The 22289-nt window shown below is 46.5% G+C and carries 23 protein-coding genes; 14 read left to right on the forward strand and 9 right to left on the reverse strand.

The genetic code is table 11. The features are described from left to right. Window positions 1-304 precede the first annotated feature (304 nt). The 9 genes from lafA to VTH8203_RS13620 all read right to left on the reverse strand — a co-directional run bounded on the left by lafA (window position 305) and on the right by VTH8203_RS13620 (window position 8495). Window positions 305-1171 carry a lateral flagellin LafA gene (gene lafA, locus VTH8203_RS13580; RefSeq protein WP_063604222.1) on the reverse strand — a complete coding sequence of 289 codons (867 nt, stop codon included), beginning with the start codon at window positions 1169-1171 and terminating at the stop codon, window positions 305-307. 238 nt (window positions 1172-1409) lie between these two features. Beyond that, window positions 1410-2222 (reverse strand): EAL domain-containing protein, encoded by an 813-nt coding sequence (locus tag VTH8203_RS13585; protein ID WP_096994158.1) that lies wholly within the window; start codon window positions 2220-2222, stop codon window positions 1410-1412. Then, entirely contained in the window at window positions 2215-4308 is a 2094-nt protein-coding gene (gene flhA / locus VTH8203_RS13590; protein WP_096994159.1) for a flagellar biosynthesis protein FlhA, read from the reverse strand. The genes VTH8203_RS13585 and flhA overlap by 8 nt, the downstream gene beginning before the upstream one ends. 33 nt (window positions 4309-4341) lie before the next feature. Beyond that, window positions 4342-5469 (reverse strand): flagellar biosynthesis protein FlhB, encoded by a 1128-nt coding sequence (flhB, locus tag VTH8203_RS13595; protein WP_096994160.1) that lies wholly within the window; start codon window positions 5467-5469, stop codon window positions 4342-4344. Then, the gene (gene fliR, locus VTH8203_RS13600) at window positions 5466-6242 is read right to left on the reverse strand and encodes a flagellar biosynthetic protein FliR (protein ID WP_096994161.1); all 777 of its coding nucleotides are present in this window, start codon (window positions 6240-6242) and stop codon (window positions 5466-5468) included. The genes flhB and fliR overlap by 4 nt, the downstream gene beginning before the upstream one ends. Then, window positions 6242-6511, reverse strand: coding sequence for a flagellar biosynthesis protein FliQ (fliQ, locus tag VTH8203_RS13605; protein WP_096994162.1), 270 nt, complete (start codon window positions 6509-6511; stop codon window positions 6242-6244). Before fliQ ends, fliR begins: the two co-directional genes overlap by 1 nt. Window positions 6512-6522: 11 nt before the next feature. Then, window positions 6523-7263, reverse strand: a complete 741-nt coding sequence (fliP, locus tag VTH8203_RS13610) for a flagellar type III secretion system pore protein FliP (RefSeq protein ID WP_370739232.1) — start codon at window positions 7261-7263, stop codon at window positions 6523-6525. 48 nt (window positions 7264-7311) lie between these two features. Further along, on the reverse strand, window positions 7312-7680 hold the full coding sequence (fliN, locus tag VTH8203_RS13615) for a flagellar motor switch protein FliN (RefSeq protein ID WP_096994163.1): 369 nt from the start codon (window positions 7678-7680) through the stop codon (window positions 7312-7314). Beyond that, entirely contained in the window at window positions 7677-8495 is an 819-nt protein-coding gene (locus tag VTH8203_RS13620; RefSeq protein ID WP_244181215.1) for a FliM/FliN family flagellar motor switch protein, read from the reverse strand. The genes fliN and VTH8203_RS13620 overlap by 4 nt, the downstream gene beginning before the upstream one ends. 384 nt (window positions 8496-8879) lie before the next feature. Between VTH8203_RS13620 and VTH8203_RS13625 the strand changes: the two genes are divergently transcribed. From VTH8203_RS13625 to tatB, 14 genes are all read left to right on the forward strand, one after another. Next, a complete protein-coding gene (locus tag VTH8203_RS13625; protein WP_096994164.1) occupies window positions 8880-9884 on the forward strand; it encodes a MotY family protein in 1005 nt (334 codons plus the stop codon). Further along, the gene (locus VTH8203_RS13630) at window positions 9885-11213 is read left to right on the forward strand and encodes a sigma-54 dependent transcriptional regulator (RefSeq protein WP_096994165.1); all 1329 of its coding nucleotides are present in this window, start codon (window positions 9885-9887) and stop codon (window positions 11211-11213) included. Between the two features lie 12 nt (window positions 11214-11225). Further along, entirely contained in the window at window positions 11226-11582 is a 357-nt protein-coding gene (fliE, locus tag VTH8203_RS13635) for a flagellar hook-basal body complex protein FliE (RefSeq protein ID WP_096994166.1), read from the forward strand. A gap of 3 nt (window positions 11583-11585) precedes the next feature. Continuing rightward, a complete protein-coding gene (fliF, locus tag VTH8203_RS13640) occupies window positions 11586-13334 on the forward strand; it encodes a flagellar basal-body MS-ring/collar protein FliF (RefSeq protein ID WP_096994167.1) in 1749 nt (582 codons plus the stop codon). After that, window positions 13300-14316, forward strand: coding sequence for a flagellar motor switch protein FliG (locus VTH8203_RS13645; protein ID WP_096994168.1), 1017 nt, complete (start codon window positions 13300-13302; stop codon window positions 14314-14316). Before fliF ends, VTH8203_RS13645 begins: the two co-directional genes overlap by 35 nt. Window positions 14317-14319: 3 nt before the next feature. Beyond that, the gene (gene fliH / locus VTH8203_RS13650) at window positions 14320-15069 is read left to right on the forward strand and encodes a flagellar assembly protein FliH (protein WP_096994169.1); all 750 of its coding nucleotides are present in this window, start codon (window positions 14320-14322) and stop codon (window positions 15067-15069) included. Further along, complete coding sequence (fliI, locus tag VTH8203_RS13655; RefSeq protein WP_096994170.1) at window positions 15062-16411, forward strand: flagellar protein export ATPase FliI; 1350 nt, start codon at window positions 15062-15064, stop codon at window positions 16409-16411. Before fliH ends, fliI begins: the two co-directional genes overlap by 8 nt. Before the next feature lie 32 nt (window positions 16412-16443). Continuing rightward, complete coding sequence (gene fliJ / locus VTH8203_RS13660) at window positions 16444-16875, forward strand: flagellar export protein FliJ (protein ID WP_096994171.1); 432 nt, start codon at window positions 16444-16446, stop codon at window positions 16873-16875. 172 nt (window positions 16876-17047) lie between these two features. Beyond that, window positions 17048-18457, forward strand: a complete 1410-nt coding sequence (rmuC, locus tag VTH8203_RS13665) for a DNA recombination protein RmuC (RefSeq protein WP_370739233.1) — start codon at window positions 17048-17050, stop codon at window positions 18455-18457. Between the two features lie 45 nt (window positions 18458-18502). Beyond that, a complete protein-coding gene (ubiE, locus tag VTH8203_RS13670) occupies window positions 18503-19285 on the forward strand; it encodes a bifunctional demethylmenaquinone methyltransferase/2-methoxy-6-polyprenyl-1,4-benzoquinol methylase UbiE (protein ID WP_096994173.1) in 783 nt (260 codons plus the stop codon). A 10-nt stretch (window positions 19286-19295) separates the two neighbouring features. Then, entirely contained in the window at window positions 19296-19937 is a 642-nt protein-coding gene (locus VTH8203_RS13675) for a ubiquinone biosynthesis accessory factor UbiJ (protein ID WP_096994174.1), read from the forward strand. Then, the gene (gene ubiB / locus VTH8203_RS13680; protein ID WP_096994175.1) at window positions 19934-21568 is read left to right on the forward strand and encodes a ubiquinone biosynthesis regulatory protein kinase UbiB; all 1635 of its coding nucleotides are present in this window, start codon (window positions 19934-19936) and stop codon (window positions 21566-21568) included. Before VTH8203_RS13675 ends, ubiB begins: the two co-directional genes overlap by 4 nt. Window positions 21569-21621: 53 nt before the next feature. Continuing rightward, complete coding sequence (gene tatA / locus VTH8203_RS13685; RefSeq protein ID WP_096994176.1) at window positions 21622-21876, forward strand: Sec-independent protein translocase subunit TatA; 255 nt, start codon at window positions 21622-21624, stop codon at window positions 21874-21876. Window positions 21877-21879: 3 nt separating this feature from the next. Next, entirely contained in the window at window positions 21880-22281 is a 402-nt protein-coding gene (gene tatB / locus VTH8203_RS13690; RefSeq protein WP_096994177.1) for a Sec-independent protein translocase protein TatB, read from the forward strand. Window positions 22282-22289: the final 8 nt, after the last annotated feature.

A 22289-nucleotide genomic window follows, 5' to 3' on the forward strand; every position in this document is an offset into this window, starting at 1 on the left:
TTGTGCTAGTTCCGCTTTTCCACCAGTAAACTGCCTATTACTCAGAGGGTTAAGGCGGCTTGATGGTGAGAGGTATTAATCGCTGGTGATAAGATAAGTGGCAATATGAGATCTGGGTTCAGAGTTGGTTCTGTTCTCATCTCTTTACATCCCATCAAGCACCACCTAGTAATGAAAAAACCTCCCGAAGGAGGCTAAAAGGACGGATGAATAGTTAACGAAGGAAAATTCATCATATCCAAAAATAACCGATGCGGTTGGCTGGTAGCGATCACCGCACCAATTATTAAGGATGCTTGCTTTATTAGCGAAGTAGTGACATCGCCATACCAGGTAGCTGGTTAGTTTGCGATAGAACTGTTGTACCCGCTTGCATTAGCATTTGGTTCTTCGTCATGTTTGAAGACTCAACCGCGAAGTCAGCGTCAGTGATACGACCTTTCGCAGCCGATGTGTTCTCAACCATGTTGCCAAGGTTAACGATAGTGTGCTCTAGACGGTTGATGTTCGCACCAAAGCTTGAGCGTGTAGTACCGATATCAGCAAGAAGACCTGCGTCACCTGTTGCACCTGTTAGAGTAGTAAGTGCAGTTTGAGCACCAGCTTCTGTCGAGATATCACCTAGAGCAAAGCCACCAGCTGCACCGATTGCTGTGTTTAGCGCTGTGATGTCTGTAGATACGTCAACTGCTAGTTGCTCACCAGCATTAGTACCGATTTGTAGGTTAACTGCACCCGCAGCGAAACCAGTCGTGTTAAACAGCTTTTGACCACCGAAGTTAGTTGAATCCATGATGTTCACTAGCTCTTCGTTAAGCTGTTGGAATTCTTTGTTCAGTGCAGTTTTGTCAGCAGTAGAAGCAGAACCGTTTGATGCTTGAGTTGCTAGGTCGTTCATGCGGTAAACGATGTTTGTCATCTCGTCCATCGCACCTTCAGCAGTTTGCATCATTGAGATACCGTCTTGTGCATTACGCATTGCAACGTTCATACCGCGAGTTTGAGATTCTAAACGAGTAGAGATTTGAAGACCTGCTGCATCATCTGCTGCAGAGTTAATGCGGTAACCTGTGCTCAAACGCTCCATTGCTGTGTTTAGCAGACCGTTTGTGTTGTTCAGAGTGTTTTGTGTAACTAGCGAAGCGTAGTTAGTGTGCATCGATAAAGCCATTGTCATTCTCCTTGAATCTATATCAATGTGGGACATTCGCCCCGCTCACTAACAAGAGGCGGTCGGTTAATTTCTAGGATTAATTGGAAAATGAAAAAAACTTGGAAATTATTGATTTTGGGTAGGAAAGTGTGAGGTTTATTCCGAAAAATAGCGATTTTGTTAGGGAAGTTGGCCTCTCTTTTCTGCTAGAAAGAGTGAAAGGAGAGGCGCCGATGTGGTTTAAATAAGCGCTTGGTTAGTACTCATCATTACCGGCATCACCGAATGACTTAAATGACATTGAGGTCGGAATATCACTGAAGTAGCCAAAGTAATGACTGGCTCCAAGGCGCTTAAATTGGGTGAGTTCATCTTGATTACTGATTCGTCCTGCCACCCAAGCTAACTTATGATTACGACAGAATTTCACCAAAGGTAATAACCGTGTTCGGTCTTGTTTGTTTTCTAACGTTGCTGCCACTTTGAGCGCATCGGGCTCGAAGGGCAGTAACTGTTCGAACATACCTTGGCTTGGGTCAACGTCGAACCATAATGCGAAAGCTTGCTCTTTGAGGGTTTCAGTTAATCCATGGACCCGCTCATGCAAAGGGGTGGTCTCACCCAGCTGCAGTGAAGGGATAATATGGTAGAACGCGCCTGCGTGGTATCGAATCACTTGTTTGAGAAAGTGCTCACCTGATTCCCACAGTAGGGCATCACTGCTAATAGGCACGACGACATTACTGGTGAGATCTGGGTGAAAGGTCTCTATTTGGAATTTGGTTTGGCGTAAGGCGAGATACAAACTGTACAAATCGAGACAAAAGCGCATCGTATCAGAAAGGTCAAACTGGTAGACGCTTTGCTCACTTTGGCTGCCGAATCGCAACGTTAAATGCTGAAACTCGACTTCCCCGTTTTTGGTGTCGCGAATGGCCTGACAGGCATGGCGAATGTCATTTTGTTCAAAAGCGTCAAAAATAATCTGGTCGTCTTCCGTAACGACATGCTGCTCCACTAGCTGATGTAGGTAGCGATACAGCGCTTGGTTTGAAGTTAGGTTATCCAAGGTTTCCTACCACGTTTATCTGTTTGTTTTCTGGGATTTCGTTATAAGACAGTACCGCCAATCCTTGCGAGAAGGTGCGGGCATATCGAGCGATCAAAGGTCTTAGCTGGGGCATGACCAATAAGATGGGCGCAAGCCCTTGTTGCTTAAGCTGCTGTTTTATCAGCGGCAAGTTTTGCTGGAATTGACTTAGGATATTTGGCTCAATTGGGAAGCTATCTAACATGACGCTGCCATTGGCTTGAGCTTGTTGTAGTGACGTCATCAACATCTGTTCGAGCTCATCAGAAAGTGCGTACACGCTTAGCTCTTTACGTTGCCCAGCCACAAGGTTTACTAAAGTGCGGCGCAGTGCACAACGCACGTCGGCAGCAATAAGAATAGGGTCCTTAGTATTTTCTGCTGATTCCAGCATGGTATTGGCAATGGTGCGAATGTCCTTAAGAGGAACCTGATCGAGCAGTAGTTGCCTGTACACCTTTAACTGTTGTGCTGGGTTTAAAGCTGCACCGAGCGCTTCGGAGAGTTTAGGCGCTTGTTGGGTTAAGCGCAGATTCATTGCATCCACGTCATCGTGAGTAAATAATTCCGCTAGATGCGACTTCATCACCTTACTAATGTGTGTGGCGATAACGGTGCCATCATCGACGACTTGATAGCCCATATTAAGTGCTTTGGCTTTGTCTTTATGTTCGATCCAAACCGCCGGCAAATGATAAGCAGGGTCACTGCCTAAGATACCATCCACTTCGCCATAAGTTTCACCAACAGCGATAGCCATCAGACGATCGGGTTCGATAAAGCCTTCTTCGATGATTTCACCGTTAAGTGATAAGGTGTACTGGTTAGGTTTAAGACTCAGGTTGTCTCGAATACTTACCTCTGGAACTAAGAAGCCCACTTGTTCGGAAAGATTTTTACGTACCCCTCGAATACGCTGTGTCAGCGGCGCACCTTGATCTTTATTTACTAGGTGGACCAATCGATAACCCAAGGCTAGCGATAAGCTGTGTACATGTGGGATATCATCCCAAGATAGTGGTTGCTCATTGTCTGCTTGCATGGCAGCAGAAATCGCTTCAACTTCATCAAGCTGCGGATCGTTAACAGGAGCTTTGGATTGACGCCAGCCTGCAAACGCTAGTACACCAGAAAACGTGAAGAAAGCGAGATGTGGCATGCCTGGCACTAGACCAATAATCAGCATAATGGCAGCAACCGTGTATAAGGTTGCTGGCGTCGCCAATAACTGCTTATGCATGGTATCGGTCATATCGTTATCGCTGTCATTGATGCGAGTAACAATGATGGCCGCTGCCGTTGCCAGTAACAGTGATGGAATCTGTGCCACTAAGCCATCACCGATGGTCAGTAGTGCATAGGTCTTGAAAGCTTCAGAAGCGGGTAAGCCGTGTTCAAACACACCGATACTGATACCGCCGATAATGTTGATAAACAGAATCATTAAACCTGCGATAGCATCGCCACGCACAAACTTAGAGGCACCATCCATCGAACCGTGGAAATCAGCTTCGTTGGCGACTTCTTTACGTCTTTGTCTTGCCGCTTCTTGATCAATTAGTCCCGCGTTTAAGTCCGCATCGATTGCCATCTGTTTGCCAGGGAGCGCATCAAGGGTAAAACGAGCTGAGACCTCAGAGATACGTTCACCACCTTTGGTGATGACCACAAAGTTAATGATCATCAAGATGATGAAGACCACCATACCTACGACGTAGTTACCACCAATCACGACTTCACCGAAGGCTTGGATAACTTTACCAGCCGCATCTCCACCATTATGGCCTTCGAGTAGAACGATACGAGTCGAGGCCACGTTCAAGGTGAGTCGCATAAGCGTGGCGATAAGCAAAATAGTCGGAAAGATGGAAAAGTCGAGCGGTCTTTTTGCGGTGGTACTGACCAGTAGCACCAAGATAGCCAGAACAATATTGAACGTGAACAGCGCATCGAGTAGCAAAGGTGGCAATGGCAAAATCACCATAGCCAAAATCATCAGCAACACGATAGGGATGCCGATATAGCCTTTTCCTGAGCGTCTAAATTGTTTAAGACGATTCAACATGAGAATTCCTTTGTTACTTGTTCTAGTTATCCGTTAGTGCTGCAAATGTTTCGGTATGGAAAACACGGGAAGTGGTAGTGGTTTCTCTCCCGAGCCTTGGCGAAATGCCTTTAATTGCATCACGTAAGTTAAAATATGTGCCACGGCGATATAGAGCTGGCTCGGGATCGCTTGTTCTATGGCCGTGGTGTAGTAGATAGAGCGCGTTAACGGTGGCGAGTGCAAGATTTCCACCTGATTTTCGCGGGCAATGCGTTGAATGTGCATCGCGGTTTCGTCGATCCCTTTTGCCACCACAAAGGGGGCGTCTGACAAAGAGGTATCGTATTTTAGAGCTACTGCGTAGTGCGTAGGGTTGGTGATCACCACATCGGCTTTAGGCACGGCTTTGTCGATTTTTCGGCGCGCAAACTGCTGTTGAATCTGACGAATACGCTGTTTTACTTCCGGGCGACCTTCATTATTTTTGTACTCTTCTTTGAGCTCCTGCTTGGTCATTCTGAGTTGCTTGAGATGCTCCCAACGTTGGTAAGGAATATCCAGAACGCCGAAAATAAGCAGCGCGACCCCCATCAATAACAAGCCTTCAAATAAGATGGTCATCACCAGAGTAATACCTTGAGATAAAGTCAGCTTTTGCATGCCAAGCAGTTGAGAAAAATTGCTATCGAGGTAGCTATATAGCAAAGCAAAAATCACAGAGACTTTGAGGGATGATTTCAGAAGCTCAACCAATGAGCGCGTGGAAAACATACGGCCGATACCTGAAATCGGATTGAGTTTGCTCAGCTTTGGCTGAATATTGGCAGGGCGGAACATCCAGCCTCCAAGTATCATGCTACTGCCGATAGCGGCGATAACAATCACCATAAAGAGCGGCAGTAACAACTCAATGATGATGCCAAGGCTTTGCCCCAACTGCTCTATCATTTGCTGTGGGCTTTCTAGGTCGTGACGGGTAAGCGCCATATTGAAACGAAATACACCAGAGATATGTTCCCAAATACGGCCGATCTGGTTGTAAAAGTAGATGGCGACAATGAGAAATAATACCGCTGTCGTGAATTCTTTAGCTCGCGGTATTTGTCCTTCTTGCCTCGCTTTTTTGATTTTCTGGGGCGAGGCTTTTTCAGTTTTATCTTGGCTGGATTGTTCGCTCATGCGCCCCCCAGCATAAATAGGTTCAATTGGTTTAATGTTTCATGCACTAACGCAGTGTAGCGGCTTGGTATGCCGCTGACGGTCAGCAAGACACTAAATAAACCAAGTAACATGGTCATAGGAAAACCCAAGGCATAGACGTTCAAACTAGGCGCTGCACGGTTCATGACACCAAAACTGATGTTTGCCAGCAACATGGAAACAATGGCAGGTAACGCTAAAGCTAAGGCAGAAGCAAACATCCACCCAAACAAAGAGACGATATTGTCTAAAGAGGCGATGGTGATGCCAGACCCGACCGGCCACACGACAAAACTTTGCACCAAAATATCGATGACCAGAAGATGGCCCTCAAGAGAAAGGAACAGCAGCGTACACAGTAATAGGAAAATGCGTCCTAGAATGGCCACAGACAAACCGTTAACCGGGTCGTTCATGATGGCCATACCCAATCCCATTTGTAGCGATACGATTTGCCCTAGCATGGTGAAGATGGTGAAAAAAAAGTGCAGTATTAGGCCAAAAAACAGTCCCCACATAGCTTGCTCAAACGCTAAAAACAGTGACGTCATTGAGAGCAGATCGACAGCAGGCATGGCTGGCATTAGGGGAGCGGTGATCACGACTATCGATAGAGCAAGCAGTGCTCTAATCCACACTGGAATTAACGCGTCGCCAAAAAATGGCATGGCCAGAAAGGCAGCCCCAATCCTGAAAAAGGGCCACCATAACTGACCTAACCATTGAGAAATTTCGGCAAACGTAACTTGCATCAGCCAATCATCCCGGGAATGTTATGGAATAAGAAATCAAACAGTTCCATGATCTTACGTAGCATCCAATGACCAGCAAAAATGACCATCAATAGTGTGGCCAGTAATTTAGGTAAAAAGCTCAGTGTTTGTTCTTGGATTTGTGTTGCGGCTTGAAATACCGCTATCACCAAACCCACCAGCAATCCCGGTACCACCAATACCATAACGATAAGGATGATGAGCCAAACGGCGTCTGAAAACAGAGTAACAGTCAATTCTGGAGTCATGATCTTTGCTCTTATCCCGTGCTAAAGCTGGCTGATAAGGTTCCGACCGTCATTGCCCAACCATCCACCAAGACAAAGACCACCAGCTTGAAAGGCAGTGAGACAATCAAAGGTGATAGCATCATCATCCCCATTGCCATCAATACACTGGCCACGACCAAATCGATGATTAAGAACGGAATAAACAACATAAAACCAATTTGAAAAGCGGTCTTTAGCTCACTGATTACAAAAGCGGGAAGGACAATGGCAAACGAAATGTCGTCGACGTTTGAGTCCACGGGTTCGTTGGCAATTCGTAGCATTTGTTCAAGAGAATTGCGCTGGGTCTGCGCCAACATAAAGTGACGAACGGGCTTTTCGGCAGTCGCAAAAGCCTGCATTAACGTGATTTCACCTTGGTCATAAGGCTTGAAAGCATGTTCATAAATGTCACTCCATACGGGGCGCATAATGAGAATACTCAGACTGAGCGCAATGCCAATCAAGACTCGATTGGGTGGACTTTGCTGCAAACCCAGAGCCTGACGCAATATGGCTAATACCACGATAATGCGAGTAAAGCTGGTGGCCATCAAAATGAACGCAGGCAAAAAGCTCAAAGCGGTCATCAAGAGCAAAATCTGCAGCTTTACACTGTATTCTTGCTCTGATTGACCATCGTTAACGGTAAGAAAAGTCAGTCCGTTATCCGCGAGCGCAGGGTGAGCAAACAAACCTGTTAAGACGATGACCAAACTAATGATGAGCAGGCGAAGATTTGAAGGGTAAGCGATACCAGCTAAACGCAGTTTCACGAACTACTTACCCATTGACGTGAGTGCAGAATCAACCACATCGATCAATCGTAGACCGTATTTTTCGTTGACGACGACGACTTCAGCATGTCCCATTAGTGAGCCATTAACTTTCACGTCTAGTGGTTCGCCGTTGAGCTTATCGAGTTCGATAATACTGCCTTCGCCAGCAGACATAAGATCACCTAACGCCACCTCTTTACTCGCCACTTCCAGTGTTACTGTCACAGGGATGTTTTTGAAGAAGCTTAGATCTCGCTCTGATTGTATCGGTGCGGCCATAGGCGCATCGGTGTCAAAGTCTTCCAGTTGAAAGTCATCGAAGCGCAGTTCGTCACCGTCGAAGACACTTTGTTCTGGCGAATCGCTCATCGGTTGTTTTCCTTATCATCATTTAAAATTAAAACGAGTTGGCCTTCTTGCTCTGCAACACGTCCAGTGAATAGGGTTTGTTTTCCTATCGTTACCGGAGCATTGTTGAGCAGAACAATGGGCAGAATGTCGTTGGCTTTAAGTTTGAGAACCTGAGTTAAAGGCAACACAGTTTTACTCAGTTGAACGTTTAAGCGGACAGGCGTTTTATGCAGAGCATGATTGAAGTCGCTTGCCATATGCGGGTTAGGTGTCAGCTCTAACTCATCAATTAGTGTTTGAATCAGCGCACTGTCTAGCGTGATAGTGAGTAGCGCCTGCTGATGACGTGCTTGAATCGACAATGTGGCGCAAATGCCAGTTCCTGGTATAACCTCAAATTCATTGTGGGACCAAGCATGGTCTGGTGCGATCCATTGAGAGGCGCATTTTGCAATTCGCTGTAATAGGCGCAAATCGCTATTAGTCAGGTCACCAACGCTGCGTTCAACCGTCGTGCCGTAAAATTGATCAGAGAGACGCATGAGCATGGCTGGGTCCATTGCGACATAAAGCACGCCGTCTTCGTTGTGTTTGAGCACAGCAACACTGGTCGCGTCTACGTTAGCTTGAGGTAATTCAGTCAGTACGACTTGGTCGAGCTCGACCAGAACGTGCTGAGCTTTTAACCAAGCCTGCAGCTCAAGACTTAACTGTTGGCAGGAGTTAACCAATAACTCTTCGAGTTTAGTGCGAATGATATGAATAGGTTTCCCTAGTAATTCCACATTTAGAGTTTGTACCTGATCAGGCATCGCTGATTTTTGCATATCCATATCTTTACCAAACGTAATCTGAGTGGGCTTTCAATTGTAATTGTCTATTGCCGTTTAATAACAAAACGTCATTTTTCGTCAGTCTACTCTGGTTTTTTTATTTATTTTTAGCTCCATGATGTAAATCTGTGAACTTGGTTCATATGTTTGTTTTCGCTATATAAAGCACCTTTAAATATAAAATAAATACAGGTAGCTTAATTAAATAATAATTATATTCGATGGTTAAAACAGCATCTTAATATGATGTTAATTCCATGTTCTGCAACATTCAGAGTGAGTATTTTATCTAAATTTATGTTTTGTAAGGTCTGTTTATGGATTTTATAGAACGTCTCTATCTTATGAACATAGGCTTCTATGTATTGTTTGTAAGAGATAAAAATGGACATCAATATGATCTATGGCTTAGTTAAAAAATATTATTTCTCATTATGTCGAGATTTTTCTTGGTCAAGAGAATGTCAAATACAGATGTCTACTTGCGCTGTTAATAAGATGTATTCGTTAATGCTGTTCATGGGGTTATTTTTTGGGATTAAGATCTCACATGCGGCGGAAGTAAATATTCCGATGGACTTGGTTAATTGGCAATTTGTAGAGGGTGAATTTGATTGTCAGCTTGCTCAAACCTTGCCAAATAATAGGGGGAAGTTTTACTTCCATGCGGAACCGAATAATCAATTATCGGCAGTTCTGCATTTACCGAACAATAACATCCAACAAGCACAGTTATTTCAATTGTCTGCGCCTTGGCATGCTCCCGTGCAGCACGTCATGATTGATGAGGCCGCCAAAGCGACGCGCGGCTATGCCATTTTTGATGTGGATATTGAGGCGTTATTGGCGGCTGCCACCAGAGGTGCTTGGATCCGCGTGAGTTCTACACAAATGGCCAATCAGCCTGGTGATGCTTTCGTTTTGCCTTCGACTCGAATTGAGTCTGCTTACCTTAGCTTTAATAAGTGCCGCTCCAAATTACCTGAAATGAATTACAGTCAGGCACGAGACCTAGTGCTGAAGTTTGATTTTGGTCAGCGAGTGGTCACCAGTGAACAGCGTCAAACACTGCAAGCATTAGCGAGCTATATCAAAGCCGACGGCCACATTTCAAAAGTGCTGGTGGATGGACACACGGATAATGTGGGTTCGTCTTTGAGCAACTTACAAATATCACGAGTGCGTGCCGATGATGTGGCCAGTGTGCTGACAGAGCTGGGTACTCCAGCCAAGCTGATCGAGGTTCGTGCTCATGGTGCGCGCTACCCAGTAAGCAGCAATGAGACTGAGTTTGGTCAAGCGAACAATCGTCGAGTCACTGTGCGAGTGGTTCGTCAACCTTCTACCAACATAGTGTCTTCAACGGATCTGAAGACAGAGGTTCAGTAAATGCAAAAGGATATTCTCTACGTCGAGCCTTGCGAGCAAAATGCTCAACCTATCATCGATTTGTTAGTGGAGCAGGGCTTCAATGTGACTCATGTTAGAACGGGTCGCTCTGCACTGCTCACGGCTGCGGGCTCTATCAGTTTGGTCAGCTCCAATCTACCGGATATGAGTATTCGCGAGTGGATTGCGTGTCACCAGCGAAAATCAGCCCCCGGCGTTGCTATTGCTATTGTTGAGCAAGACCAAGGTATCTTAGCGGCCGAGGCTATGAAAGCTGGCGCAACAGACTACTTGTTACGTCCATTTGAAGCGGCACAACTTGTCAATTTGATTCGACGCGTTGAAGCGTTAGAGAAGCCAATGGCTAACATTGTTGCGGAGTCTTGGCGTAGTAAACAAGTACTGCAATTGGCGCATCGCGCAGCGTGCACGAGTGCCAGTGTGTTGATTACTGGAGAGTCAGGCACGGGCAAAGAAGTCTTAGCTCGTTATGTTCATGATCAGTCGCCTCGTGCACAACAGCCTTTCGTGGCGGTTAACTGTGCAGCGATCCCTGAGTCCATGCTAGAAGCCGTATTATTTGGCCACGTAAAAGGAGCGTTTACTGGGGCGACAGGATCGCAAACTGGCAAGTTCGAAGAAGCTAATGGCGGCACCATCTTGCTGGATGAAATTGGTGAGATGTCACCAGCAGTTCAAGCCAAGCTGTTGCGTGTGCTTCAGGAAAGAGAAGTGGAGCGCGTTGGCAGTCACAAGTCGATCGCTTTGGATATTCGAGTGATTGCTGCCACCAACAAAGACCTTCGCCAAGAGGTGCAAAAAGGGACGTTTCGGGAAGACCTGTATTACCGTTTAGATGTGTTACCGCTCCATTGGCCGCCGCTTCGTGACCGTAAAGATGACATTCTGCCGATCAGTCAATTCTTTATAAATAAGTATAAAGAGCAAGCCAATTGCTACCTATCAGAGGACGCGCGACAAGCGCTTAGCCAATACCACTGGCCTGGTAATATTCGCGAATTGGAGAACGTAATTCAACGTGCTCTCGTTATGCGCCATGGTGACTACATTACGGCTCATGATTTGATGTTACCGATTGAGATCCCGTGTTTGAACCCTGTCGCGTCTAATGAAAACCAGATGGGCCATGTGGAAGTCAAAAAGCAGGCAGAATTCCAATTTATCTTAGAAAAATTACGTCAATTTGGCGGGAACCGAACCAAAACGGCGGACGCTTTAGGGGTTTCTACACGAGCACTCCGCTACAAACTAGCAGCGATGCGAGAGCAAGGAATCGATCTACAGTCAGCCATTGGCTCGGCTGCGTAAAGGAGAAATTTGATGGCGATGCAACCTATAAACAACGCGTTATCCGCAGAGCAATTGATGCTGACAAAAATGCAGGTAATGCAGCAGCATGTGCAGCCTGACTTTGTGGTATCCAATAACCCAATGAATGTGAATCAGGTCAATGAACCGATGGCCTTCTCTGGGGCAATGAAAAATGTGCTCGATATGGTGAACCAACATCAATCGACAGCTTCACAAAAAATCACCGCGGTAGAGACTGGGCAAAGTGATGACCTTGTCGGCGCTATGATTGCTAGCCAGAAAGCGAGTTTGTCGTTTTCTGCTTTGATGCAAGTTCGCAACAAGGTGGTTGCGTCTTTTGAAGACATTATGAAGATGCCGGTGTAGAACATGTCAGAATTAACACCTCAAACAGTGGCGGCTGCGGGCCCCATCGATGTCGCCCCGAAAAACGCGCCATCGACAAATATAAATGAGTTCAACACCAAAATGAAGCAGTTGTGGTCAAGTTCCCAACGCAACTTGGTGTTGTCAGCCGTACTCGCGGCGATTGTTGCCGCTATCATTGTGGTGGCGTTATGGAGCTCTTCGCAAAGTTATCGTCCGCTATACAGCCAGCAAGAACGTTTTGATATTGGTGAAATTGTGTCGGTGTTGGAATCTGAAGGGATTGCTTACCGGCTGCAAGAGCAAAATGGTCAAGTGTTAGTTGCAGAAGGGCAAGTGGCGAAAATTCGTATGCTCTTGGCGGCGAAAGGGGTTAAAGCTCAGTTGCCTACTGGATTAGATTCTCTCAAAGAAGACAGCGCTTTGGGGACGAGCCAATTTATGGAAAATGCGCGTTATCGTCATGGACTAGAAGGTGAGTTAGTACGCACCATTATTTCCCTTAATGCCATTTCTAATGCTCGTGTTCACTTAGCTATTCCAAGACAGACACTGTTTGTACGCCAACAAGGTGAAGAACCATCGGCATCGGTGATGCTTGAATTGAAGCCGGGTGAAGATCTCAAGTCAGAGCAAGTTGAAGCCATCATCAACTTAGTGGTCGGCAGCGTAACGGGCATGAAGCCAGAATTTGTTTCTGTTATTGACCAATATGGCCGTTTGCTCAGTGCCGATGTTGGTTCGGCGGAAGCCGGCAAAGTGAACGCCAAATATCTCGAGTACCAAAAAAACGTTGAGAAGCAGATCATTCAACGAGCAGCCGATATGCTGACGCCGATTGTGGGTCCAAGCAATTATCGTGTTCAGGTCGCGGCGGATATGGATTTTAGTCGAGTGGAAGAGACACAAGAAATCCTCGACACCAATCCGGTGGTGCGTAATGAGCACAGTATTCAGAACAATACCATTGATAAAATTGCGCTTGGCATTCCTGGCTCTCTGAGTAATCAGCCGCCAGTGACCGGTGAAGTGCCAACGAACGACAGTCAAAATACCAATGCACGCAGTGAGCTAAATCGTCAATATGCGGTAGGCAGCAGCGTACGTCGCACCCAATATCAGCAAGGTCAAATTGCTAAGTTGAGTGTGTCGGTACTGCTTAATGAAAGTGCCGCCCCCAATGGCACGGCGTGGACACCCGCTGAACGTGCACAAATCTCAACCATGATCACCGATGCTGTGGGTATCTCCGCCGATCGTGGAGACAGCTTAAGCCTAATGAGCTTTAACTTTACTCCCATTGAAATCGAAGCGCCCCCGGCGATGCCTTGGTGGCAAGACCCAACCGTGCAACAACCACTGCGTTATGTCATTGGCGGTATGCTCGGTATGGCGATGATCTTCTTTGTTCTTCGCCCACTTATCATGCATTTAACCGGTGCAGATAAGCGTGGTAACGAATTGGAGTTTGCTGAGCCTCAAGAAGAGGAATACCAAGAGAATATTCAAACTCGTGAAGAGCGTGAACGTGAAGAGATGTTGAATCGTCGCTTGTCTGAAAGAGGCATTGAGTCGACCTCTTCGGGTCTTGATGCGAGTAGTGACATGTTGCCACCTCCGGGTTCACCGCTGGAAATTCAACTTAAACATCTACAGCTTATTGCTAATGAAGAGCCTGAGCGCGTAGCGGAAGTACTTAAACAATGGGTAAATGTGAATGAAAACAGCACAGTCAACGCCAGCAACGCTTAGTCATGTTGAGAGAACAGCATTAGTGCTGTTAGGCATGGGCGAGGATGCGGCGGCTCAAGTGTTGCGTCATTTCTCTCGCGATGAAACACAACGAGTGACCAGAGCAATGGCTCGTCTTAGTGGTATTAAGAGTGACAATGCCAAAAGCGTTATTCAACATTTCTTCGAGGACTTTAGGCAGCATAGTGGTATTCGAGGCGCGTCAAAAGAATACTTATCTAATACGCTACGTAAGGCGCTGGGTAATGATTTAGCCAAAGGGTTATTGAATAACCTGTATGGGGATGAAATTCGCAACAATATGCAGCGTCTGCAATGGGTTGATGCCGAAGTGTTGTCGAGATTTGTAGCGAAAGAGCACCCACAAATGCAGGCCATTTTTCTGGCGTATTTACCGCCAGAGACCTCTTCTGCTGTACTCAGCCACCTGCCAGCAGACTACCATGATGAACTGCTGTACCGCATTGCACGCTTGCAAGATATTGACCATCAAGTGGCGGCGGATCTTAATGAGTTGATTGAACGCTGTATTGAGCAAGTATCGGTAAGCCAAAGTGCGCCAATGTCTGGTGTTAAACAGGTCGCTGACATTATTAACCGCTTCTCCGGTGATCGTGCAATGTTGATGGAAATGCTCAAGTTACACGACGAAGAGGTCGTCAGTGCGATTGAAGAGAACATGTTCGACTTTATGGTGCTAGGTCGGCAGCGTGAAGACACCATGGATACTTTGGTTCAACAAGTGCCTATGGAGCTTTGGGCAGTTGCACTCAAAGGGGCAGACATTACCTTACAGCAAGCTATCAAACGTTCGATGCCTCAGCGCATGGTAAAAGCACTGGAAGACGATATGCAATTGCGCGGCGCAGTGCCTGTAAGTGCGGTTGAACGTGCTCGTAATGACATTATGCAAATCATTAAAGAGCTGTCGGAAGCGGGTGAAATCGAGTTGTCTCTGTACCAAGAGCAGACGGTGGAATAAATCATGAAGGAAACTGCGATTTTTAATTTGCCGCCAAGTGGTTATAGACAACACCGTTTTCCACCTCTCGCGCAGCCATCGTCAGTGGACGAGTTTTCTGCTGAGTTAAGTTGGGATGACGCACCGACACAACTCGATGTGCAAGAGCGTCTTGAAGAAGGATTTCAACAAGGGCTGGAGCGTGGCCATCGAGAAGGTTTGCACCAAGGTATTGAACAAGGCAAGCAACAGGGGTTACTTGAGGGGCAGAAAGAGGGCTTTCAAAAAGGCTTTGTCTCAGGTGAGCAATCGGGAAAACAAGCGTTTCTTGATGCCGTCAAACCGGTCAATGATATCTATGTTTCATTGTCTCGTTGGCAAGAAGAAAAAGAACAGCAACAACGCCATATCATATGTGAGTTGGTACAAAAGGTTGCGCAGCAGGTGATTCGCGCTGAGTTGACCTTAATGCCGCAGCAAATTTTGGCGTTGGTGGATGAAACACTGGAAGCCATGCCGGGTAAAACGGAAAAGGTTACGGTACACCTAAACCCACAAGATCTGGAGCGAATTACCCAAATTAATCCTGACCTCGCGAGTGGGTGGAAGTTGGTCGCGAAACCGGAACTGCCCGTGGGTGGTTGTCACTTAATGACAGAAGATGCGGAAGCGGATGCCAGTTGTGATTCTCGGTTAGAGTCTTGTATGGACGCTGTGAAAGAGCATTTACTGGATGAAGCTACCCCGATTGACTTAGCGAGTAATGATGACTAACTCAGCTTCCCCTTTGCTTCATGATCGCTTAAATGACGCCATTGCCTCTTTGAATCTAGTCCCTGTTGCGCGCGTAACGGGGCGACTCGTCAAGGTGAATGGCTTAATGCTGCAGGCTGTCGGATGTCGATTCAAGCTTGAACAACGCTGTCTAGTTGAGACCGACGAAGGCAATATGATAGAGGCACAGGTGGTGGGATTTGACCACAACATTGCCTATCTCATGCCAGTTCGACAATTGGGAGGCTTGTTCGCGGGTGCCAAAGTCATTCCGCTTGATGGCGATAGCTCGGTGAATTTAGGTAACCACTGGTTAGGACGTGTGGTTAATGGGCTTGGTGAAGCCTTGGATGATGGCGCAGTGCTAAAAGGAGGCGAGCGCGTTTCCTTAGAGCCTAAACCCATTAATCCCTTAAAGCGTCGTCCGGTTGATACACCGCTGGATGTTGGCGTTCGTGCCATAAATGGATTGCTCACCGTAGGCAAAGGGCAGCGTATTGGTTTAATGGCAGGCAGTGGTGTGGGCAAAAGTGTGTTGATGGGAATGATTACCCAAAACACCGAAGCCGATGTCATTGTTGTTGGCCTTATCGGGGAGCGTGGTCGTGAAGTGCGTGAATTTATTGAACGTAACTTGACGCCAGAAGCGCGTAAGAAAGCCGTCATTATTGCAGCGCCTGCCGACGAGTCTCCATTAATGCGCTTGCGTGCGACGCTACTTTGTCATCGAGTGGCTGAGTATTTTCGAGATAAAGGCAATGACGTATTGTTGCTGATGGATTCATTGACTCGTTATGCCATGGCACAGCGTGAAATTGCGCTGGCATTAGGGGAGCCTCCCGCATCAAGAGGGTATCCACCATCAGTATTCAGTGTGCTGCCGCAGCTGTTAGAACGTGCGGGTAACAGTGAGCACCCCGACGGTAGCTTGACTGCCATCTACACGGTATTGGCAGAAGGTGATGATCAACAAGACCCAGTGGTGGATTCTGCGCGGGCGATTTTAGATGGTCATGTGGTGCTTTCACGAACTCTTGCTGAACAAGGGCATTATCCTGCCATTGATATTAATGCATCGATCAGTCGTTGTATGTCTGGGTGTACCCCGGAGGTTCAAAGTACACTCGCTAATCAATTCCGTCAGCTGTATTCCAATTATTTGCAAGTGAAAGAGCTGCTTCCTTTGGGAGGCTATCAGCCAGGTCAAGACCCAGAGCTAGACCAAGCCGTTGCCATGCACCCGCAGCTCAAAACGTATTTGTTGCAAGCCGCGAATGAAGCGGTGGACTTTCAGACATCGTTAACACAGCTAGCACAGCTGTTTCAAAACCCTAATCCTTAACTCAGTAGGAAGCGAAACGCTCACAACTCACTATGGACAGTAAGATTCGCGCAGTTGGCAAAATGACGCAAGTTGAAGAGATGCGCCGTGACAAAATTGGTGCTCACTTGGAATCGATGCGCAGCCAAAATGAATATTTGGGTAAGCAGCTTTTGGCGTTGTCTGAACTAAAAACGTTAAATCACAGTGGCTCAAAACAAACGAACAGTATGGGGTTGATGAACCTGAATCTTGTCGATCAAATGCTGCAAAAAATACTGAATCATCAAAAATATGAGCAGGCCGTCATGGAAGCGCAGTGCCAATCGGTACACAAGCAATTACAACAAAAAGCGGCTCGAGTACATGGTCTGGAACAGGTGTTAGATCGCTGGAGTAAAAAACAAAACTACGAAAAAGCAAAGCGCGAACAGAAACTTATTGAAGATATCATCAACTCACGCATCAAGCGGCGTGCCTTGTAAATATCTGGACATTTATCCAGTATAAATTACCATTAGCTGTAGAACCTAGGCTGATGGCACGTACACAATGCAATGGATAATTGATAACCAAACCCTCCTACTTTCAATCACTTCTATTTCTACTTGTCTCGGATTTTCTGCGGCTGTCATTCTGCATTTTAAGTCACGCCAGATGGAGCAGATGTTTGAGCAAAAAGCACAGTTAGAAAAGACCGCGTTAGAGCAGGAAATTGACCGTTTACGTCACGATCTTCAAGAGGCAAAACAAGAGCTTGATGAGTTGGATGATGAACGAGACAAGTCGGCATTCGAGCTTAAGCAAGCACACGGTAAAGTCATGGCTGCAATGGAAAAATTGCGCTATTTCGAGGCGGTGAAACAAGAGCGTCAGCAGTATGCGAGCGACCTTGAGTACGTGAAGCAGCAGCGAGCTCAATCGGAAGCGGAGCTACGTGAGCAGTTAGCGACCTATCAGCAACAACAGCGCTCCGATCAAGAAAAACTCGAGCTACTACAGCAATCTGAACTGCGCTTAAAAGAGCAATTCGAACGTTTGGCTAATCAGGTATTTGAAGCAAAAACGGCGAAAGTTGATGCCCAAAATCGCCAAAGCTTAGAAGGCATTCTATCGCCATTAAAAGAACAGCTGGAAGGCTTCAAAAAGCAGGTTAACGACAGCTTTAGTCAAGAGGCAAAAGAGCGTCATACCTTAGTTCATGAATTAAAGAACCTCCAACGTCTCAACGATCAGATGACCAAAGAAGCGATGAACCTCACTCAAGCTCTAAAAGGTGACAATAAACAGCAGGGTAATTGGGGTGAAGTGGTATTGGCCCGCGTATTGGCGGAATCAGGATTGCGCGAAGGTCACGAGTATCAAACTCAAGTTAGCTTGCAAAATGAGGCGGGTAAACGATATCAGCCGGACGTGATTGTTCATCTTCCTCAAGAAAAGCAAGTCGTTATCGACTCAAAAATGGTACTGGTAGCTTATGAACGCTACTTTAATGCCGAAACCGACACTGAACGCGAGCGCGCCTTAAACGATCACTTGATAGCGTTACGTAATCATATTCGGGGGTTGTCGCAAAAAGATTATCATCAATTAAAAGGCATCCGTTCACTCGACTACGTCTTAATGTTTATTCCGGTAGAACCTGCATTCCAAGTGGCCATTCAAGCCGATCCGAGCTTGGTGAAAGAAGCGATGGAGAACAACATTATTTTGGTGAGTCCTACTACGTTGCTGGTGGCGTTACGTACTATTGATAACCTCTGGCGTAATGATCGACAGAACCAGAATGCTCAGGTGATCGCCGACAAAGCCAGTAAGCTCTACGACAAACTGCGTTTGTTCGTTGATGATATGGAAGGATTGGGCGGCGCACTGGACAAAGCCAATCAAAGTTATCAAGGTGCAATGAATAAACTGGCCACCGGTCGCGGCAATGCGATCCGTCAAGCAGAGAGTTTTAAGCAACTGGGTGTGGAAGTGAAACGTTCGATTTCTCCGACTCTGACAGAAATTGCACAAAATGATGCCTTGGTGGAAAGACAACCAGACATGGATAAAGTAAACTGACCTTCTGCGGCGTAGGTGAGGTTGCGCCGCCTAAGAGGAACAATAATGACGGATAGTAACGTGCAATCAAATCAGCTTAATCAACAAAACGAAACCACTCACTTTGGTTTCACAACAGTTGCGAAAGAAGAAAAAGTGACAAAAGTTGCTGAGGTATTTCACTCGGTAGCGGCAAAATACGACATCATGAACGATTTGATGTCTGGTGGTGTGCACCGTTTATGGAAGCGCTTTACTATTGATTGCAGTGGTGCAAGACCGGGTCAACGTATCCTCGATCTTGGCGGCGGCACTGGTGACCTAACGGCTAAGTTCTCTCGTATTGTTGGCGATAAAGGCCATGTTATTCTCGCTGACATTAACAACTCCATGTTGAATGTGGGTCGTGATAAATTGCGTGATACCGGTGTTGTCGGTAACGTGCATTACGTTCAGGCCAATGCTGAAGAGCTGCCTTTCCCAGATAACTACTTTGACTGTATCACGATCAGTTTCTGTCTACGTAACGTGACCGATAAAGACCAAGCGCTGCGCTCTATGTATCGCGTACTTAAGCCTGGCGGTCGTCTACTTGTTCTTGAGTTTTCAAAACCTATTCTTGAGCCTCTTTCTAAAGTTTACGATGCGTATTCTTTCCACTTGTTGCCGAAAATGGGTGAACTGGTGGCGAACGATGCAGAAAGTTATCGTTACCTTGCTGAATCTATTCGTATGCACCCAGACCAAGATACTCTAGAGAGCATGATGAAAGACGCTGGCTTTGAGCAGACCAAATACTTCAACCTAACCGGTGGTATTGTTGCACTGCACCGTGGATACAAATTCTAAGGATTGAGCTATGCCCTTTGACCCATTAGTCACCGCGGTGGTGGAAACCACGCTCAATACTTTAATTAAAGATGATGACGCGTTGGTCAAACGCGTGGCTCGTCTTAAAGGTCAGATTATCCAAATTCATTTGCGTGAATTTAATAAGTCGCTCACTTTTGTGTTCAGCCATCAGCTGGATGTGCTGGCGAACTATGAGGGTAAACCAGACTGTTATCTGTCTTTGAACCTTTCGGTACTACCTGAACTTAAAGAGCAAGCGAATATTACTAGGCTCATCAAGCAGGATAAACTGGAACTAGAGGGAGACATCCAACTGGCTCAGAAGTTTTCAGCACTGCTAACCGATTGCAAGCCAGACCTCGAAGAGTGGTTGTCTCGAATCACCGGTGATGTGGTGGCGCATACGGCGGTTCAGGGGGCAAAAGGGCTGCTGTCGTTTTTTGCGGCTCAAGCGGCAAAGCACCAAAACCATCTTGGCCAAGTGTTAACCGAAGAATGGAAAATAGCGCCTCCGCCACTAGCGGTAGCCGCATTTTGTGATGATGTGGATGAAGTGCGTAGTCACGCCGAAAGACTCAGTGTACGGTTGGAACGCTTAATTGAGGCTGCGTCGACGGGCGATTCTAAAGACGGTTCGGAGCACACATGACGCCAAGTGAAATCAAACGTCTCTATCGCATTATAAAAGTTCAGCTCGAATATGGGCTTGATGAGCTAATGCCCACTCATCAGCTTACCAAAGCACCGCTATTGGCACGCAAGTCCCTATTTTGGATGAAGAATAAGCATCCAGAGAAGCCACTTGGTGAACGACTCCGGTTGGCACTGCAAGAGCTGGGGCCGGTGTGGATCAAGTTCGGGCAGATGATGTCAACGCGCCGTGACTTATTTCCACCGCATATTGCTGATCAACTGGCCTTACTGCAAGACCAAGTGTCGCCATTTGATGGACACTTAGCAAAGTCGCAAATGGAGTTGGCTCTCGGTGGCCCGGTTGAGCAATGGTTTGATGATTTTGATATTGAACCTTTAGCGTCAGCTTCGATTGCTCAGGTGCATACCGCAAAGCTCAAAGAAACAGGGCAAGAAGTGGTCTTGAAGGTGATTCGTCCAGACATTCGTCCTGTTATCGACGCTGATCTTAAGTTGATGTATCGCCTAGCTAGGATAGTGTCGAAAGCGTTGCCTGATGCACGCCGCTTGAAACCTGTCGAAGTGGTTCGCGAATATGAAAAGACGCTATTGGACGAGCTGGATTTAAGACGCGAAGCGGCAAATGCTATTCAGTTGCGTCGTAACTTCGAGGGCAGTGAAGAGCTGTACGTTCCTGAGGTGATGCCGGACTTTAGTAGTGAAAGCTTAATGGTCTCTGAGCGAATCTACGGTATTCAAGTCTCTGATATTCCAGCGCTTGAAGCGAATGGCACTAATATGAAACTGTTGGCGGAACGTGGGGTAAGTGTCTTCTTTACCCAAGTATTTCGTGATAGCTTTTTCCATGCTGATATGCATCCTGGCAACGTATTTGTTAGCTATGAACACCCAGATAACCCACTTTGGATTGGATTAGATTGTGGCATTGTAGGGGCGCTAAGTAGCGGTGATAAGCGTTATCTAGCGGAAAACTTCCTTGCTTTTTTTAATCGAGACTATCGCAAGGTGGCAGAGCTGCATGTCGACTCTGGTTGGGTGCCAACTGATACCAATGTTGATGAATTCGAGTTTGCTATTCGCACGGTATGTGAGCCTATTTTTGCCAAACCGCTGTGTGAGATTTCTTTTGGCCACGTACTGCTAAACCTCTTTAATACCGCGCGTCGGTTCAATATGGAGGTACAGCCTCAACTGGTGCTCTTACAAAAAACCTTGCTCTATGTTGAAGGATTAGGCAGACAGCTCTATCCGCAGCTAGACTTATGGGAGACCGCAAAGCCATTTTTAGAAAAATGGATGGCCAATCAAGTAGGCCCGCAGGCGGTCATAAACGGAATTAAGCAACGCGCACCGTTTTGGGCAGAAAAGTTACCCGAACTACCAGAGTTGCTGTACGATAGCCTCAAACAAAGTAAGGCTATGAACCAACGCATGGATATGCTTTATCAAGGGTATCGTGAAACAAAACGGCAACAAGGGACCGGTAAATTTTTGTTTGGCGTTGGTGCAACTTTAATCGTATGCTCTGCCATATTGCTGGAGGGGCCATACCACCAGCTATCTGGATTGTCAGGTGCTGTGGGTATCACATTTTGGTTGTTAAGTTGGCGTACTTACAGACGTTAAGAGATAAACTCGTATTAATTTTTATTTGTTAATCAAGACCCGGGGTAGAAAGAATGGGTGGTATTAGTATTTGGCAACTTCTTATTATTGCCGTGATCGTTGTTTTGCTGTTTGGTACTAAGAAATTACGTGGTATCGGCGGCGATCTTGGTGGCGCGGTGAAAGGCTTTAAGAAGGCCATGAGTGAAGATGACAACACAACGGCGAAATCAGATCCTAAAGACGCTGATTTTGAGCCAAAAAACATCGAGCAAAAGAAAACAGCAGACGCATCGACAGAAGCGAAGAAAGATAAAGAGCAGGCATAATTCGTGTTTGATATCGGTTTTTGGGAACTGGTACTCATTTCTGTAGTTGGCCTTGTCGTTCTAGGACCAGAACGTCTGCCCACTGCGATCCGAAGTGTTTCTCGTTTTATCAGCTCTGCGAAAGCTATGGCAAATAATGTCAAAGATGAGCTTTCACACGAACTCAAGGTGCAAGAGCTTCAAGAGAACCTGAAAAAAGCTGAGAAAATGGGCATGGAAGACCTCTCTCCTGAGCTGAAAAGTTCGGTAGAGGAACTGAAACAGGCCGCGCAAGAGGTGACTCGTCCTTATGCGAGTGAGAAACCAAAAGCGTCGACATCAGAAGCGAGTGCAGAGGCACCCGCTGCTGAAGTGACAAAACCTGTTGAGAATGAGTCTCCAGAAAAAGATCTTAATAAGGGCTGAGCTTCAGC

It is taken from the genome of Vibrio thalassae, from assembly GCF_900089835.1.
In the GTDB taxonomy this organism is placed as follows: domain Bacteria; phylum Pseudomonadota; class Gammaproteobacteria; order Enterobacterales; family Vibrionaceae; genus Vibrio; species Vibrio thalassae.

Coding starts and splice junctions, on each gene's coding strand:
- fliN (WP_096994163.1), bottom strand. CDS start 7,680: ATGAGCGATTCGCCAGAACAAAGTGTCTTCGACGGTGACGAACTGCGC.
- ubiE (WP_096994173.1), top strand. CDS start 18,503: ATGACGGATAGTAACGTGCAATCAAATCAGCTTAATCAACAAAACGAA.
- VTH8203_RS13630 (WP_096994165.1), top strand. CDS start 9,885: ATGCAAAAGGATATTCTCTACGTCGAGCCTTGCGAGCAAAATGCTCAA.
- fliH (WP_096994169.1), top strand. CDS start 14,320: ATGAAGGAAACTGCGATTTTTAATTTGCCGCCAAGTGGTTATAGACAA.
- lafA (WP_063604222.1), bottom strand. CDS start 1,171: ATGGCTTTATCGATGCACACTAACTACGCTTCGCTAGTTACACAAAAC.
- fliJ (WP_096994171.1), top strand. CDS start 16,444: ATGGACAGTAAGATTCGCGCAGTTGGCAAAATGACGCAAGTTGAAGAG.
- fliR (WP_096994161.1), bottom strand. CDS start 6,242: ATGCAAGTTACGTTTGCCGAAATTTCTCAATGGTTAGGTCAGTTATGG.
- VTH8203_RS13645 (WP_096994168.1), top strand. CDS start 13,300: ATGAAAACAGCACAGTCAACGCCAGCAACGCTTAGTCATGTTGAGAGA.
- fliQ (WP_096994162.1), bottom strand. CDS start 6,511: ATGACTCCAGAATTGACTGTTACTCTGTTTTCAGACGCCGTTTGGCTC.
- fliI (WP_096994170.1), top strand. CDS start 15,062: ATGACTAACTCAGCTTCCCCTTTGCTTCATGATCGCTTAAATGACGCC.
- flhB (WP_096994160.1), bottom strand. CDS start 5,469: ATGAGCGAACAATCCAGCCAAGATAAAACTGAAAAAGCCTCGCCCCAG.
- tatA (WP_096994176.1), top strand. CDS start 21,622: ATGGGTGGTATTAGTATTTGGCAACTTCTTATTATTGCCGTGATCGTT.
- rmuC (WP_370739233.1), top strand. CDS start 17,048: ATGGAGCAGATGTTTGAGCAAAAAGCACAGTTAGAAAAGACCGCGTTA.
- VTH8203_RS13675 (WP_096994174.1), top strand. CDS start 19,296: ATGCCCTTTGACCCATTAGTCACCGCGGTGGTGGAAACCACGCTCAAT.
- fliE (WP_096994166.1), top strand. CDS start 11,226: ATGGCGATGCAACCTATAAACAACGCGTTATCCGCAGAGCAATTGATG.
- ubiB (WP_096994175.1), top strand. CDS start 19,934: ATGACGCCAAGTGAAATCAAACGTCTCTATCGCATTATAAAAGTTCAG.
- VTH8203_RS13620 (WP_244181215.1), bottom strand. CDS start 8,495: ATGGATATGCAAAAATCAGCGATGCCTGATCAGGTACAAACTCTAAAT.
- flhA (WP_096994159.1), bottom strand. CDS start 4,308: ATGTTGAATCGTCTTAAACAATTTAGACGCTCAGGAAAAGGCTATATC.
- VTH8203_RS13625 (WP_096994164.1), top strand. CDS start 8,880: ATGGACATCAATATGATCTATGGCTTAGTTAAAAAATATTATTTCTCA.
- fliF (WP_096994167.1), top strand. CDS start 11,586: ATGTCAGAATTAACACCTCAAACAGTGGCGGCTGCGGGCCCCATCGAT.